Origin of the sequence: Nocardioides ungokensis (assembly GCF_013466985.1) — a bacterium.
GTDB lineage: Bacteria > Actinomycetota > Actinomycetes > Propionibacteriales > Nocardioidaceae > Nocardioides > Nocardioides ungokensis.
Window position 1 is genome coordinate 24171 of sequence record NZ_CP059164.1, and the last position, 13198, is coordinate 37368.

Consider the following 13198-nt stretch of genomic DNA (forward strand, 5'->3'; position numbering starts at 1 on the left):
GGGGCCCGGCCGCCACGACCGGGTCAGCCGGTGGCCCGCCCCGGCGGCAGCCCGAACGACTGGGTGCGCCCCGAGGGCGGCAGGGTCGGTGACCCGCTCGGCAGCGGGGGTGTCGGCGAGGGCGACGAGGTCGTCGGTGACGGGGACTCCGAGGGAGCCTCGAAGGACGAGACCAGGATGGTCACCGTCGAGCCCTGGGCGGCGGTCTGCCCGGGCTTCGGGCTCTGCTGGATCACCGTGCCCTTGGGCTCGGTCGTGCTGGACGACTCCACCACGTCGGGCTGGAAGCCGGCGGCCCGGATCGCCTTCTCGGCGTCCGCCTGCTTCATGCCGACCACGTTGGGCACCTGCTCGGGCCCGTCGGAGAAGGACACCGTGACGGTGGTGCCCTGCGGCACGTTCTCCCCGCCGGCCGGGTTGGTCGAGATGACCTGGCCCGCCGGCTCGTCGGAGTTCGTCTGCTGGAGGATCACCTTGAAGTGGGCGTTCCGCAGGGCCGCCTTGGCGGCGTTCTTGTCCTGCCCCACCACCGAGGGCACGGTCGCCAGCGGCTTGCCGGTCGAGACCACGAAGTCGATACGGGTGTCGGGGTCGACGTACTGGTCCCGGTTGGGGTCCTGGCTGATGACCTTGTTCTTGGCGACGTCCTGGTCGGACTGGAAGTCGATCTTGCCCACCCCGAGGCCGGCATCGCCGATCGCGGACCGGGCCTGCTTCTCGGTGAGGCCGATCAGGTTCGGCACCTGCACCTGCTGCGGAGGCTGCTCGAAGAGCCGCGGCAGGAGGTAGGCCGCGCCGGCGATCAGCAGCACCAGCAGCAGCCCCAGGGCGACGTACAGGCCGGTGCGGCTGCGGCCCTCGTCGTCGTCAGGAGGGAGTACGGCGGGCCGCACCGAGGTGGCGTCGGCCGGCGGGTCGACCGGCGGGATCACGGTCGTCTGGGACGCGGGCGGGACCACGGCGTGCACCGGGCGACCGGCGAGGTAGCGCTCGATGTCGCTGCGCATCGCGGCCGCCGACTGGTAGCGGTCCTCGAGCCGCTTGGCCAGCGCCTTCATCACGATCGCGTCGATCTCGGGCGGCAGGTCGGTGTCGTGGTCCGACGGCGGCGAGGCCGGCTCCCGCACGTGCTGGTAGGCCACGGCCACCGGGCTGTCGCCGACGAACGGCGGCCGGCCGGTGAGGAGCTCGTAGAGCAGGCAGCCGGCGGAGTAGACGTCGGAACGGGAGTCGACGGTCTCGCCGCGCGCCTGCTCCGGCGAGAGGTACTGCGCGGTCCCCACGACGGCCGCGGTCTGCGTCATCGTCGAGGAGGCGTCGCTGATCGCCCGGGCGATGCCGAAGTCCATCACCTTCACGTCGCCGCTCGGGGTGAGCATGACGTTCCCGGGCTTGATGTCGCGGTGGATGATGCCCGCGCGGTGGCTGTAGTCGAGCGCCGAAAGCACGCCGCTGGTGATCTCCAGGGCACGCTCGGGCAGGATCTTGCGGCCCTCGCGCAGGATGTCGCGCAGCGTCCGGCCGGCGACGAACTCCATCACGATGTAGGGCTGGGCCACGTCGGAGCCGTCGGTCGACAGCTCCTCGCCGGTGTCGTAGACCGCCACGATGGCCGGGTGGTTCAGGGACGCCGAGGACTGGGCCTCCCGGCGGAACCGGGCCTGGAAGGTCGCGTCGCTGGCCAGGTCGGTGCGCAGCCGCTTGACCGCCACGACCCGTCCGAGCCGGGTGTCGATGCCCTTGCGGACCTCGGCCATCCCGCCGCGGCCGAGGAGCTCGCCGAGCTCGTAGCGTCCGCCGACCACGGTCGGCTGGGGGTTGCTCATCAGCGGGCGCTCCTTCCGTCGTTGCCGGGGGCGGGGGCGCGGCTGGCAGCGGCTGGCCCTGCCGCGCTCGGAGAGGTCGTGGGACCGGTCGGGGGCGCCTGCGACGCCGGGGCGGTCGTGGTCGTCGTCTGGGCCGGGGCGCTGCTCGACGAGGTCACCGGCGCGCTCGGCGAGGTCGAGGTCGCCGAGGGCGACGCCGTGGTGGGCGTCGAGGACGGAGTCGTCGTCGGGCTCGAGGAAGGCGTCGTGGTCGGGCTCGCCGACCTCGTGGGTGGCGCGGCGGTCGTCGGTGCCGCCTGTGTCGGCGAGGGCGAGTGGGGCTTGTGGGTGCGCGAGGGGTGCTTGGTGGGGTTGTCGGTCGGGTTCGCCTGGTCACCCTGGTTGGCGAAGACCAGGAAGCCGATCACGACCAGCGCGAGCACCACGACGCCGCCGAGCAGCAGCCAGAGGGCGCCACGGCGGCGCTTCGGCGGGCCCGCGTGGGACGGGCCGTCCACGGGGCCGGTGGTGGACGCGTCGGCCGCGCCCAGACCGGCGGCAGCCGCTGCACCCGACATCACCTGCGTGCTGCCGGTGTCGGTGGCCATGCTGCCGGGGGGCATCACGAGCGCGGTGGCGGCCGTGGCCGGGTCGCGCAGGGCCGCTGCGAACGCCGCGCCGTCGACGTACCGCTCGCCGGGCTCCTTGGCCATCGCCTTGCGGACGACGGCGGCGAGGTCTGCAGGCACCTCCGGCGGGAGCGGCGGCACCGGCTCGCGCAGGTGGGCCAGGGCGGTCGCGATCGGGGTGTCGGCGACGAACGGGCGCCGCCCGGCGAGGCACTCGAACGCGACGACCCCGAGGGCGTAGACGTCCGAGGCGGGGACCGCGGTGGTGCCGCGCGCCTGCTCGGGCGAGATGTACTGCGGGGTGCCCATCACCTGGCCGGTCTGGGTCAGTGCCATCCCCTCGGCGGCGCGCGCGATGCCGAAGTCGGTGATCTTGACCTCGCGATTGGGCGTGACCAGCAGGTTGGCCGGCTTGATGTCGCGGTGCACGATCCCGGCCGCGTGGGCGGCGCCGACGGCGGCGGCCGCCTGCGCGAGCAGGTCGCGGGCGACCTCGGGGTCCATCGGCTCGCCGGGGCGCAGCAGGTCAGACAGCGGCTGGCCGTCGACGAGCTCCATCACGAGATAGGGCCGGGGCGAACCCGACCCGTCCGACGAGATCCCCTCGCCGAAGTCGAAGACCGCCGCGATGCCCGGGTGGTGCAGCGAGCCGGCGTGGCGGGCCTCGGTCTCGAACCGGGAGCGGAACGACGCGTCGTCGGCGTACTCGTGCTTGAGCAGCTTGATGGCGACCTCGCGGCTGAGCACGGTGTCGGTCCCGCGCCAGACCTCGCCCATGCCGCCGGTCGCGATGCGCGAGTCCAGCCGGTAGCGCCGGGCGTCGTCGGCGAAGCCGAAGCCCTCAGCGTCCCCGTTGCTCACTGCTGGATCACCGCCTCCATCACGGCCTTGGCGATGGGAGCGCACAGCAGGCCGCCGGCGATCTCGCTGCGGGTCGTGCTGCTGGACTGCACCAGCACGGCGACGGCGACCTTCGGGTCGTCGGCGGGGGCGAAGGAGGTGAACCACGCGTACGGCGGGCGGGACGGCGTGCTCTGCGCGGTGCCGGTCTTGCCCGCGACCGCCACGCCCGGGATCTGGGGGCGGTGCCGGTGCCGTTCTGGACGACCGACTCCATCATCGTGGTCAGGTCGCGCGCGGTCTGCGAGGAGATCGCCTGCGAGAACTCCGACGGCTGGGTCTTGTCGAGCACGTCGAACTCCGGCGACTGCACCTCGTCGACGACGTAGGGCTTCATCACGGTGCCGCCGTTGGCGATGCCGGCCGAGACCATCGCCATCTGCAGCGGGGTGGCGGCCACGTCGTACTGGCCGATCGCGGAGAGGGCGGTGTACGGCGGTGCGAGGTCACCCTGCGGGAACCGGCTGATCGCCTGCGGCGAGAGGTCGTCGAGGTAGTGCTGGCCGAAGCCGAACTTCTCCGCCTGCGAGCGCAGCCGGTCGGCGCCGAGCTGCAGGCCGAGCCAGCCGAAGGTCACGTTGCACGACACGTCGAGCGCCTGCGTGAGCGTGATCTGGCTGCCGCCGCAGCTCGAGCCGTTCTCGTTGTGCAGGTCGTGCGTGGTCTGCGGGAGGTCGAGCGTGGTGCCTCCGGGGACCCGCGAGTCGGGGCTGTAGCTCCCGCTCTCGAGCGCGGCGGCGGCCGTGACCAGCTTGAACGTCGATCCCGGCGGCAGCACGGTCTGGATCGCCCGGTCGACCGTCGGCTGGGCCGGGTCCTTGTTGAGCTTGTCGTAGGCCTGGCTGACCTCCGAGAGGTCGTGGCTGGCCAGCTGGTTGGGGTCGTAGCTCGGCGTCGAGGCCAGCGCCAGGATCTTGCCGGTGGTGGGCTCGATCGCGACCACGGCGCCCTGCACGCCGGCGCCCAGCTGGGTGAGGCCGTTGAACGCCGCGGTCTGCGCCGCCGGGTTGATGGTCAGCTCGACGCTGCCACCCTTGGTGGCGTTGTTGCTGACCAGGTCGACCAGCTTGTTGACGAAGAGCAGCGAGTCGTCGCCGGAGAGCACCTCGTTCTGGGAGTGCTCGATGCCGGTCTGGCTGTAGTAGGAGAAGTAGCCCGTCAGCGGCGCGTACTTGAACGGCTGGGGGTACTTGCGCTGGAACTTGTACTGGTCGTTGCTGGGCACGCTCTGCGCGACCGGGTCGCGGCCGACCAGGATCGCCCCCCGCTCGCGGGAGTACGACGCGGCGATGACCCGGCGGTTGCGCGGATCCTTGTCCAGCGCTCCGGCCTTGTAGTACTGCAGGTAGGTCGCGTTGACCATCAGCGCGAGGAAGAGCAGCAGGCAGAAGATCGAGATCGTGCGGATCGGCTTGTTCATGGCGTGAGCTTCACCACCTGGGTGGTCTCGCTGTCGGCGGATTCGTCGGGACCGGAGAGGTCCGGGATGGGCCGCCGGGCCTGGTCGGAGATGCGGAGCAGCAACGCGATGATCACCCAGTTCGCGACGAGCGAGGACCCGCCGTAGGAGAGGAACGGTGTGGTGAGCCCGGTGAGCGGGATCAGGCTGGTGACGCCGCCGATGACGACGAACACCTGGAGCGCGAAGATCGCGGCCAGGCCGGTGGCCATCAGCTTGCCGAAGCCGTCGCGGCACACCAGGGCCGCGCGCAGCGCCCGCTCGACGATGAGGCCGTAGAGCAGGATCACGGCGATGACGGCGGTGAGGCCGAGCTCCTCGCCGATCGAGCTGATGATGAAGTCGGAGTTGGCGTAGGGCACCCGCTCGGGGCTCCCGCCGCCGAAGCCGCGGCCGATCAGGCCGCCCCAGCCCATCCCGAACATCGCCTCGACGGGCTGGAAGCTGCCGGGGCTCTTGTCGTAGTAGGTCATCGGGTGCAGCCAGACGTCGACGCGCAGGGTGACGTGGCTGATGAGCTTGTACGCCGCCAGCGCGCCGATCAGGAACAGGCCGCCGCCGACGATCAGCCACCCCGGCCGCTCGGTCGCGACGTACAGCGCGATCAGGAACAGGCCGAAGAACAGCAGGCTGGAGCCGAGGTCGTGCTGGAAGACCAGGATGCCGAGACTGATGAGCCACATCGCCAGGATCGGGCCGAGGTCGCGGCCGCGGGGCAGGTCGACGAAGAGCACCCGCCGTCCGGCCAGCGCGAGCGCCTCGCGGTGGAGCACCAGGTAGCCGGCGAAGGCGATCACCAGCAGCACCTTGGCGACCTCGCCGGGCTGGAAGCTGAACGGGCCGAGGTGGATCCAGATCCGCGCGCCGTTGATGGTGGCGCCGATGCCGGGGAGCATCGGCAGCAGGAGCAGCACGATCGCGGCGAGGCCGCTGGTGTAGGTGAACCGCTGCAGGACCCGGTGGTCGCGCAGCGCGAACAGGGTCCCGATGAACAGCAGCACGCCGAGCGTCATCCAGATCAGCTGCTGGCGGGCGAAGCCCGAGGGCGTCGCGTCGCTGCCGTCGGCCGCGTAGGCCAGGTCGAGACGGTGGATGACCGCGAGCCCGAGTCCGTTGAGCGCGGCCACGACCGGCAGCAGCACCGGGTCGGCGTACGGCGCGACGAAGCGGACCACCACGTGGCAGCCGATGACCAGCAGCGCGAGCCAGCCGCCGTACCCGACGATGTCGGCGGGCACCTCGCCCTGGACCCCGAGGCCGACCGCGGCGTAGGCGCCGATGCCGACGAACAGCGCCAGGATCAGCAGGAAGAGCTCGGCACCCCGGCGACCCGGGAGCCGGTGCACGAACCCGAGGAAGGAGCCGTTGCTCTGGGGCATGTCTCAGCTCCCCCCACCCGTGCCGGAGGCCAGCTGCTTGTTGGCGAGGTTGTCCACGGCCCGGCGGGCCGCGTCGAGGCTGCCGGCGTCGATGCCCTCGCGGACCTTGCCGGCGTCGAAGTCGGAGAGCTTGTCGACCCGCACGTCGGTCGTCTCGTACGGCGAGGACAGCGAGACGCCGGGCAGGTCGGCGTTCAGCCCGCGGAAGATCACCACGCTGCCGTCCTGCTCGCCGATGAAGTACTGCTGCTGGCTCCAGGAGTACGCCCCGGCCAGGGCGATCCAGCCGATGCCGATGACGACGATCGCGGCCAGCAGTCCCTTGAGCCACACGAACCGCCGGGGCGGCCGGGGCGCGTAGCGGGCCTGCTCGGGGTCGAGCGGGTCGTTGGAGATCGCGAACGGGACGTCGTCGGGGATCTCGGCGGCGACCGGCTCCAGCTCGCCGGTGTCGCCCGAGCGGTGCCCGCGGAAGAGGCTGCCCTTGGAGCTGCGGCTGCGTCGACGCAGCTCGGCGGCGGCGCCCACGAGGATCGGCTCGTCGGACTCGACGGGGGTGCTGCCGTCCACGACGTCGGCGACGATGCAGGTGACGTTGTCGGAGCTGCCGGCCTCGAGGCTCGCGCGCACCAGCTCGACCGCGGCGAAGTCGGGGCCGCCGGTGGAGAGGATGTCGGCCAGGCGGCCGTCGTCGAGCACGCCCGAGGCGCCGTCGCTGCAGAGCAGCACCCGGTCACCGGCGGCCAGGCCGATGTGGAAGAGGTCGGGCTCGGTCTCGTGGATCCCGTCGAGCGCCTTGAGGATCAGGTTGCGGTGCGGGTGGACGCGGGCGTCCTCCTCGGTGATGCGGCCCTCGTCGATGAGGCTCTGGACGAAGGTGTGGTCCTTGGTGAGCTGCGTGATCTCGCCGCTGCGGTAGAGGTAGGCGCGGCTGTCCCCGACGTGTCCCATCCCGAGCCGGGTGCCGTCGAAGAGCGCCACGGTGGCGGTGGTGCTGGTGCCGTTGAGAGAGGGGTCCTCGTCGACCAGCTCGCCGATCCGGTCGTGGGCGCGGTGGAGCGCGCCGGCGACCTGGCCGAGCAGGTCCTCGGTCGGCGGCTCGTCGAGCTTGCGCAGCTGCTGGATCGCGGTGGCGGAGGCGATGTCGCCGCGGGCGGCGCCACCGACGCCGTCGCAGACGGAGAGCAGCCACGGGCCGGCGTACCCGGAGTCCTGGTTGTCCTTGCGGACCCGGCCCACGTCGGAGATCGCGGCGAAGTGGAGCCGCAGCGGCGTGGTCGCCCTGAGGTCGGTCTCGGTGCTCGGCTGGGTCATGCGCGGCTACTTCCGCAGCTCGAGGATCGTCTTGCCGATGCGGACCTGGGTGCCGAGGGTGATCGTGGTGGGCTGGGTGATGCGCACGCTGCCGATGTAGGTGCCGTTGGTGGAGCCGAGGTCCTCGACGAACCACTGGTCGCCGGAGGCGGCGATCCGGGCGTGCCGCGTCGAGACGTAGTCGTCGTCGAGGCGGATCGCGGCGTCGTTGCCGCGCCCGATCAGGATCGGCGCCTGCTCGAGCTCGGCGCGCTCACCGGAGTTGGCGCCCTCGGTGACCAGCACGTGGGTCGGCGCCCCGCGCCGCCGCTTGGGCGGCTGCGCCTGCTTGGACTGCTTGCGGCTGCGGTCGGCTGCCCCACGCGCGGCCTCGGGCACACGCGCGCCGAACATGTCCGAGCGGATGACCGAGATGGCCGACAGCACGAAGATCCAGAGGATCGCCAGGTAGGCCACCCGGATCAGGAAGAGGGTGAGCTCAGACATCCGTCTCCTCCTCGATGACGTGGACCGTCATCGTGGTGTTGCCGATCTTGACGAGGCTGCCGTCACGCACGCCCGTGTGGGTGACCCGGTGGCCGTCCACCTGCATGCCGTTGGTCGATCCGAGGTCGCGCACCTCGATCCGGTGGTGCTCGCCCGGCTCGACGATGAACTCGATGTGCCGGCGGCTGACCCCGGGGTCGTTGATGCGGACGTCGGCCTCGGTGCCGCGGCCGACGACCAGGCCGGGGGGCTGCAGCGGGTGGCGGGTGCCGTTGATCTCCACGACCGCGCGGGCCCGGCCGACCTGGGTGGCGGTCGAGTGGCCGGTGACCCTGGCCTGTGCCCGGCTGCGGATGCGGAACCGGCCGGTGGTGAGGTCCTCGGCGGCCTCGAACTCGATCGTCACCGGGCCCGGAAACGTGTAGCCCTGCTGGTCGGCGTGCTCCTGCAGCTGCCGGACCAGCTCCTGACCCATCGCGGAGTCGTACGGCGAGAGGCGGTCGAGGTCGGTCTGCGCCAGCTCGACGTGGAAGTCGTTGGGGACCATGCGCCGGTCCCGGGAGAGGATCTGGGCGTTGTTGTCGCACTCGCGCTGGAGCGCGGCCGAGATCTCGACCGGCTGCACCGCGGAGCGGAACGCTCGCGCGAAGGCGCCGGAGATCATCTCCTCCAGCTTGTGCTCGAACCGTGACAGTCCGCTCACGCTGCCCGCCTCCCTTCGTCCTCGGCCGAGCCGGCCGCCTCGACCACGGCAGGCCGACGAGCCCAGCCTGCTCGGCGGGTTCGCGACCGATCGTAACGGGGCCGGCACAGGCGGTGGTGCAGGGCCCTCGGGCCGGTTTGGGAATGTCGAGGACGCTGGGATAACGTGAGCGCCGCATCACGCGCGAGTGGCGGAATAGGCAGACGCGCACGGTTCAGGTCCGTGTGTCCGAAAGGACGTGGGGGTTCAACTCCCCCCTCGCGCACGTGTGACGAGGACCCCGGCTCCGGCCGGGGTCCTCGTGCATTTCCACGGTGCTGCTGGTTCAACGGTGCTGCCGGTTCAGCCCTGGACGGGGAGGGTCGTCCCGCTGGAGCCGACGCCCTGCTGGTAGGTCACGGCGAGGTCCGCCTCCTTCGTCCCCGGCGGGAGCTGCGGCAGCGTCAGCTTGGCGGTCTCGTTCTCGGCGAGGTGGAAGGGCACCGATCCCAGCTTCTTGCCGTGGGTGGTGACCTCGATCGAGCCGACGCACCCGTCGGCGCCGGTGCCGCACAGCGCGGCCACCGTGGCCCGCCCCTGTGGGTCGGGGGTCAGCGCCGTGGTGGTGATCGTCAGCGCCGAGGGGAATGTCACGCCGGTGGGCTCGTTCGACGAGCCCGGGTCGAAGCACGCGTCGAACTCGTACGCCGGGTTGTTGACCGTGCGGCCCTGCTTGTCGGTGATGGTCTGGAACCCCACCAGCGTGCTCGGGCTGCCGGCGGTGTAGCAGTCGTTGCTGTGCACGTTGAGCTCGAACTTCCCGTAGCCGGTCGTGGGCATGGGGTTGCTGGGGTCGTGGAAGCTCATCAGGCAGTTCCAGCTCGACCCGGGGCCGACGTTGCTGCCGCCGTTGTCGCACATCGCCTTCGCGTGCAGCGAGGCGGGCGTCACGCCACGGTGCCCGAGGAGCCGGGCCTGCTGGCTGTAGACCTGTGAGAACGACGCGGTCAGCGACCGCTCGAGCCGGGCGCTGGTCACGGTGCTGCCGCCGCCGGTGGCGACTGCGACGGAGCCCAGGCCCGCGAGGACGAGCAGGACGACCGCGGCGGTGATGATGGAGCGTCGCATGTCAGCCTCCTGTGATGTCGCGACGGCGGAGCAGGGCGAACGAGACGGCCAGGGTGACCGCCGCCCACGCCCCGGTGGTGAGAAGGCCCTCGACGAGCGGCCCGGTGAAGCGGGGCGCGCTGAGCAGGCCGTGCCAGGCTTCGTACGGCGTGGTCAGCAGGAAGGGCCGCAGGGCCTCGACGCCGCCCATCGCACCGACGAGCTGCATCACCATGCCGATGACGACGGGTGCGGCGATGCCGACGGCGGAGCTGCGCGACCAGACGGAGAGCAGGATCGCCAGGCAGGCGAACCCGATCGTGGGCGGGATCGTGGTCAGCCAGCTCGCGCCGACCAGCTTCAGCGCCGTCGAGGGGGCGATCAGCTGGCCGCCCAGGCCGGTCAGGGCCTGGTGCCCTCCGACGAGGACGCTGCTCGCGATCGTGGAGGCCGAGAGCACCAGCAGGGTGAGCACGGCGAAGCCCACGGCCGTCACCGTCTTCGCCGTGAACAGCTGTGCCCTGCTCGCGGAGCGGGTGAGGACGGTCTTCCAGGTGCCGTGCGTGTCCTCGCTCGAGAAGATGTCACCGGCCACCACGGCGATCAGCAGCGGCAGCACCCACTGGGCGGCGAAGCCGAGGATCAGCAGCGAGAGCGCGAACCCGTTGGTCGTGGCGTAGCGGCCGAACAGGGTGTCCTTCGGTGGTCGCCCCTGCGCGTGGATCACCAGCGCGATCGGAACGGGTCCGAGGAGCGCACCCAGCAGGACGGCCTTGGTGCGGTGCTGGGCGCGCAGCTTGCGCAGCTCCCACCGGATCGTGGCGCCGAGGCCGGGACGGCCGGGCGTGCCGGCCTTCACGGGTGCGGTGGTCGGCAACGTCGAGGTCGCGGTCATGCGGCCACCTCCTGGTCGGTGAGCATGAAGAAGAGCGCCTCGAGCGGCGTTCGGGTGGGGGTGAAGACCCGCAGCACGATGCCCGAGCGGACCACGTCGGCGACGTACGCCGCGACCGCGGCCTCCTGGCCGACGACGGTGAGCCCGTCGGCGGCCTCCTGGCCGACGACGGTGAGCCCGTCCTCGGCCCGCTCGACCTCGATGCCGGGGTGGTCGGCTGCCAGCGCACGGGCTCCCGCGTTGTCGTTGGTGTCGAGCAGGTGTCCCGGGTCGGGGGCCATGGCCCGCAGGTCGGTGATGCTGCCGTGGTAGGCCACGCCGCCGCGGTTCATGATCGTGACGTTGTCGCAGATCTCCTCGACCTCGTCCATGTTGTGCGAGCTCAGGAGCACGGTCAGCCCGCTGGCGGCCAGCCGCTTGACCAGCGCGCGCATGTCGCGGATGCCGGCGGGGTCCAGTCCGTTGGCGGGCTCGTCGAGGACCAGCAGCCGCGGCTCGCGGAGCAGGCTCGCCGCCACGCCGAGGCGCTGGCGCATGCCGTAGGAGTAGCCGCCGACCTTGCGGTCGGCCCGGTCGGTGAGGTCGACGACCTCGAGGACCTCCTCGACGAGGCCGGGGCGGGCGCCGCCGTCGAGCAGCGCAAGGCCCTCGAGGTTCTGCCGGCCGGTGAGGTAGGGGTAGAAGCCGGGGGACTCGATGAAGCCGGCGACCCCGTCGAGGACACCGACACCGTCCGAGTCCCAGGACTTGTCGAAGACGCGGATGGTCCCGGCGTCAGGGCGGATCAGGCCGAAGAGCATCCGCAGGAAGGTCGTCTTGCCCGCACCGTTGGGCCCGAGCACGCCGTACACCTCCCCGGGTGCCACCTGGATGGTCACGTCGTCCACCGCGCGGACCTGCCCGAAGGCCTTGGTCACGCCCACGGCGTCGACTGCGAGCTGTGTGGTCATGGGCGGACGTTAGGCGGTGTTGCATGAGGGGACGATGAAGCCGCGCGCGGCTCGTGTGGCGGGCGCGACAGGCAACCGCGTTTCCGGCTTGATCGGCCGGGTACGCATGGTCCATGGCCTCCAACACCACCCTGCACTTCACCACCCCCGGCATCGACGAGAAGGACGCGGTCCGCGTCGTGGAGCTGCTCCAGGGCCGGCTGCACGCCGCCAACGACCTCCACCTGACCCTCAAGCACGTCCACTGGAACGTCGTCGGCCCGCACTTCATCTCGGTGCACGAGATGATCGACCCCCAGGTCGAGGCCGTGCGTGGCTTCGCCGACGACCTCGCCGAGCGGATCGCCACCCTCGGTGGCTCGCCCAAGGGCACTCCGGGCGCGCTGGTCGCCGAGCGCTCCTGGGACGAGTACAGCCTCGGTCGCGCCACCACCCAGGAGCACCTCGGCGCGCTCGACCTCGTCTACCAGGGCGTGATCACCAGCTACCGCGCCGGGATCAAGGAGCTCGACGAGCTCGACCTGGTCACCCAGGACATGTTCATCGCCCAGACCGAGCAGCTCGAGCTCTTCCACTGGTTCGTCCGCGCGCACCTCGAGGACAAGGGCGGCCACCTCTCCACCGAGGGCGCGACGTCCGAGTCGGCGGCCGCGCGGGCCGCCGACTGAGCCGGCTCAGGCCTTCGGGACGGGCATCCCGCCGCGGGTGACCAGGAAGTACTCCCCGATCATGTCGCCGAGCAGGGCACCCGCCGTGATGTCGCTGGGCACGTGCCCGGCCATGTAGACGCGCGACCAGGTGATCTCGCCCAGCATCCACCGGTAGTCCGAGGCCCGTGCGGTCGGTCTGCATGAGGTACGTCGTCGCGGCGCCTCCCTCGGCGGCGTGCGAGGACGGGTAGGAGCACGGGCACACGTCGCCCGGGTTGACCGTCTTGTCGGTCCGCAGCGAGGGATCGACGACGTACGGCGCCGACTGCTGGTCCCTGGTGCCGAGGGTGTCGGCGACGTCCTTGGCCATCTTCATGGCGTCGTCGACGTGGTTCTTCAGCGCGTCGCCGGCGGTGCCGGGCAGCATCTCGGCCTGGTCGTGGGCGGCCAGCTGCCACACGTCGTTCTTGCCGTAGGCCTCCAGCCAGGTCGCGGCCGCGACGCCGGCGCTGGTGCGGGTCCTGTCGATCGCCTGCACCTGCTTGATCTCCTTGGCGCGGCGCGCGGGCGACGGGGGCTTCGGGAGGGTCTGCTCGAGCCAGGACACGAAGGCCGCGTCGTCGGCGGTGGAGCCGTGCTGCTGCCACCAGTCGGCCATCAGCCGCCTGGCCCGGGCCGGCTGGGCGTCGACCCGGTGCTCGATCGGCCGGATGGCCGAGTCGGAGAACAGCGTGGGCGGCGGGTCGGCCTCGATCCGGTCCTTCGCCGAGGTGTTGACGAAGGTGTCGTACGCCCACGGCGCGACCGCCCCGCCGAGGACGGCGAGGACCGCGACCACGGCGACGACGGTGAACCTTCGGCGTCGCCGCGGCCGGCGCGTGACGCCGGTCGTCGCGCCGCCCCCGGTGCCGGGGCCGGTCCGCTGGGTCTCGGGTGCCGAGG

General features: G+C 71.8%; 10 protein-coding genes, 1 tRNA gene and 1 pseudogene. 2 read left to right on the plus strand and 10 right to left on the minus strand.

Features of this window, described 5'->3' with window-relative positions; genetic code table 11:
* Positions 1-23 precede the first annotated feature (23 nt).
* The 7 genes and pseudogenes from pknB to H0S67_RS00160 form a co-directional block, all read right to left on the minus strand.
* Positions 24-1826, minus strand: coding sequence for a Stk1 family PASTA domain-containing Ser/Thr kinase (pknB, locus tag H0S67_RS00130; RefSeq protein WP_180934954.1), 1803 nt, complete (start codon positions 1824-1826; stop codon positions 24-26).
* A complete protein-coding gene (locus H0S67_RS22950) occupies positions 1826-3295 on the minus strand; it encodes a serine/threonine-protein kinase (protein ID WP_246354991.1) in 1470 nt (489 codons plus the stop codon). The genes pknB and H0S67_RS22950 overlap by 1 nt, the downstream gene beginning before the upstream one ends.
* A pseudogene (locus H0S67_RS00140) lies at positions 3292-4754 on the minus strand (peptidoglycan D,D-transpeptidase FtsI family protein). Before H0S67_RS00140 ends, H0S67_RS22950 begins: the two are co-directional and overlap by 4 nt.
* Entirely contained in the window at positions 4751-6172 is a 1422-nt protein-coding gene (locus H0S67_RS00145) for an FtsW/RodA/SpoVE family cell cycle protein (protein WP_180934955.1), read from the minus strand. The pseudogene H0S67_RS00140 and the gene H0S67_RS00145 overlap by 4 nt, the downstream one beginning before the upstream one ends.
* Before the next feature lie 3 nt (positions 6173-6175).
* Positions 6176-7486, minus strand: a complete 1311-nt coding sequence (locus tag H0S67_RS00150; protein ID WP_180934956.1) for a PP2C family protein-serine/threonine phosphatase — start codon at positions 7484-7486, stop codon at positions 6176-6178.
* A 6-nt stretch (positions 7487-7492) separates the two neighbouring features.
* Complete coding sequence (locus tag H0S67_RS00155) at positions 7493-7972, minus strand: FHA domain-containing protein FhaB/FipA (protein ID WP_180934957.1); 480 nt, start codon at positions 7970-7972, stop codon at positions 7493-7495.
* On the minus strand, positions 7965-8675 hold the full coding sequence (locus tag H0S67_RS00160) for an FHA domain-containing protein (protein WP_180934958.1): 711 nt from the start codon (positions 8673-8675) through the stop codon (positions 7965-7967). Before H0S67_RS00160 ends, H0S67_RS00155 begins: the two co-directional genes overlap by 8 nt.
* Positions 8676-8856: 181 nt before the next feature.
* Between H0S67_RS00160 and H0S67_RS00165 the strand changes: the two genes are divergently transcribed.
* Positions 8857-8940: transfer RNA gene (locus H0S67_RS00165), tRNA-Leu, on the plus strand.
* Positions 8941-9017: 77 nt separating this feature from the next.
* On the opposite strand, the gene H0S67_RS00170 is transcribed toward H0S67_RS00165, so the two are convergent.
* From H0S67_RS00170 to H0S67_RS00180, 3 genes are read right to left on the minus strand one after another with little or no spacing between them, the layout of a single operon-like run.
* A complete protein-coding gene (locus tag H0S67_RS00170) occupies positions 9018-9782 on the minus strand; it encodes a hypothetical protein (protein WP_180934959.1) in 765 nt (254 codons plus the stop codon).
* Position 9783: 1 nt separating this feature from the next.
* A complete protein-coding gene (locus H0S67_RS00175; protein WP_180934960.1) occupies positions 9784-10656 on the minus strand; it encodes an ABC transporter permease in 873 nt (290 codons plus the stop codon).
* On the minus strand, positions 10653-11606 hold the full coding sequence (locus H0S67_RS00180) for an ABC transporter ATP-binding protein (protein ID WP_180934961.1): 954 nt from the start codon (positions 11604-11606) through the stop codon (positions 10653-10655). The genes H0S67_RS00175 and H0S67_RS00180 overlap by 4 nt, the downstream gene beginning before the upstream one ends.
* A gap of 113 nt (positions 11607-11719) precedes the next feature.
* Between H0S67_RS00180 and H0S67_RS00185 the strand changes: the two genes are divergently transcribed.
* Entirely contained in the window at positions 11720-12274 is a 555-nt protein-coding gene (locus H0S67_RS00185) for a Dps family protein (RefSeq protein ID WP_180934962.1), read from the plus strand.
* The last annotated feature ends 924 nt before the right edge of the window (positions 12275-13198 follow it).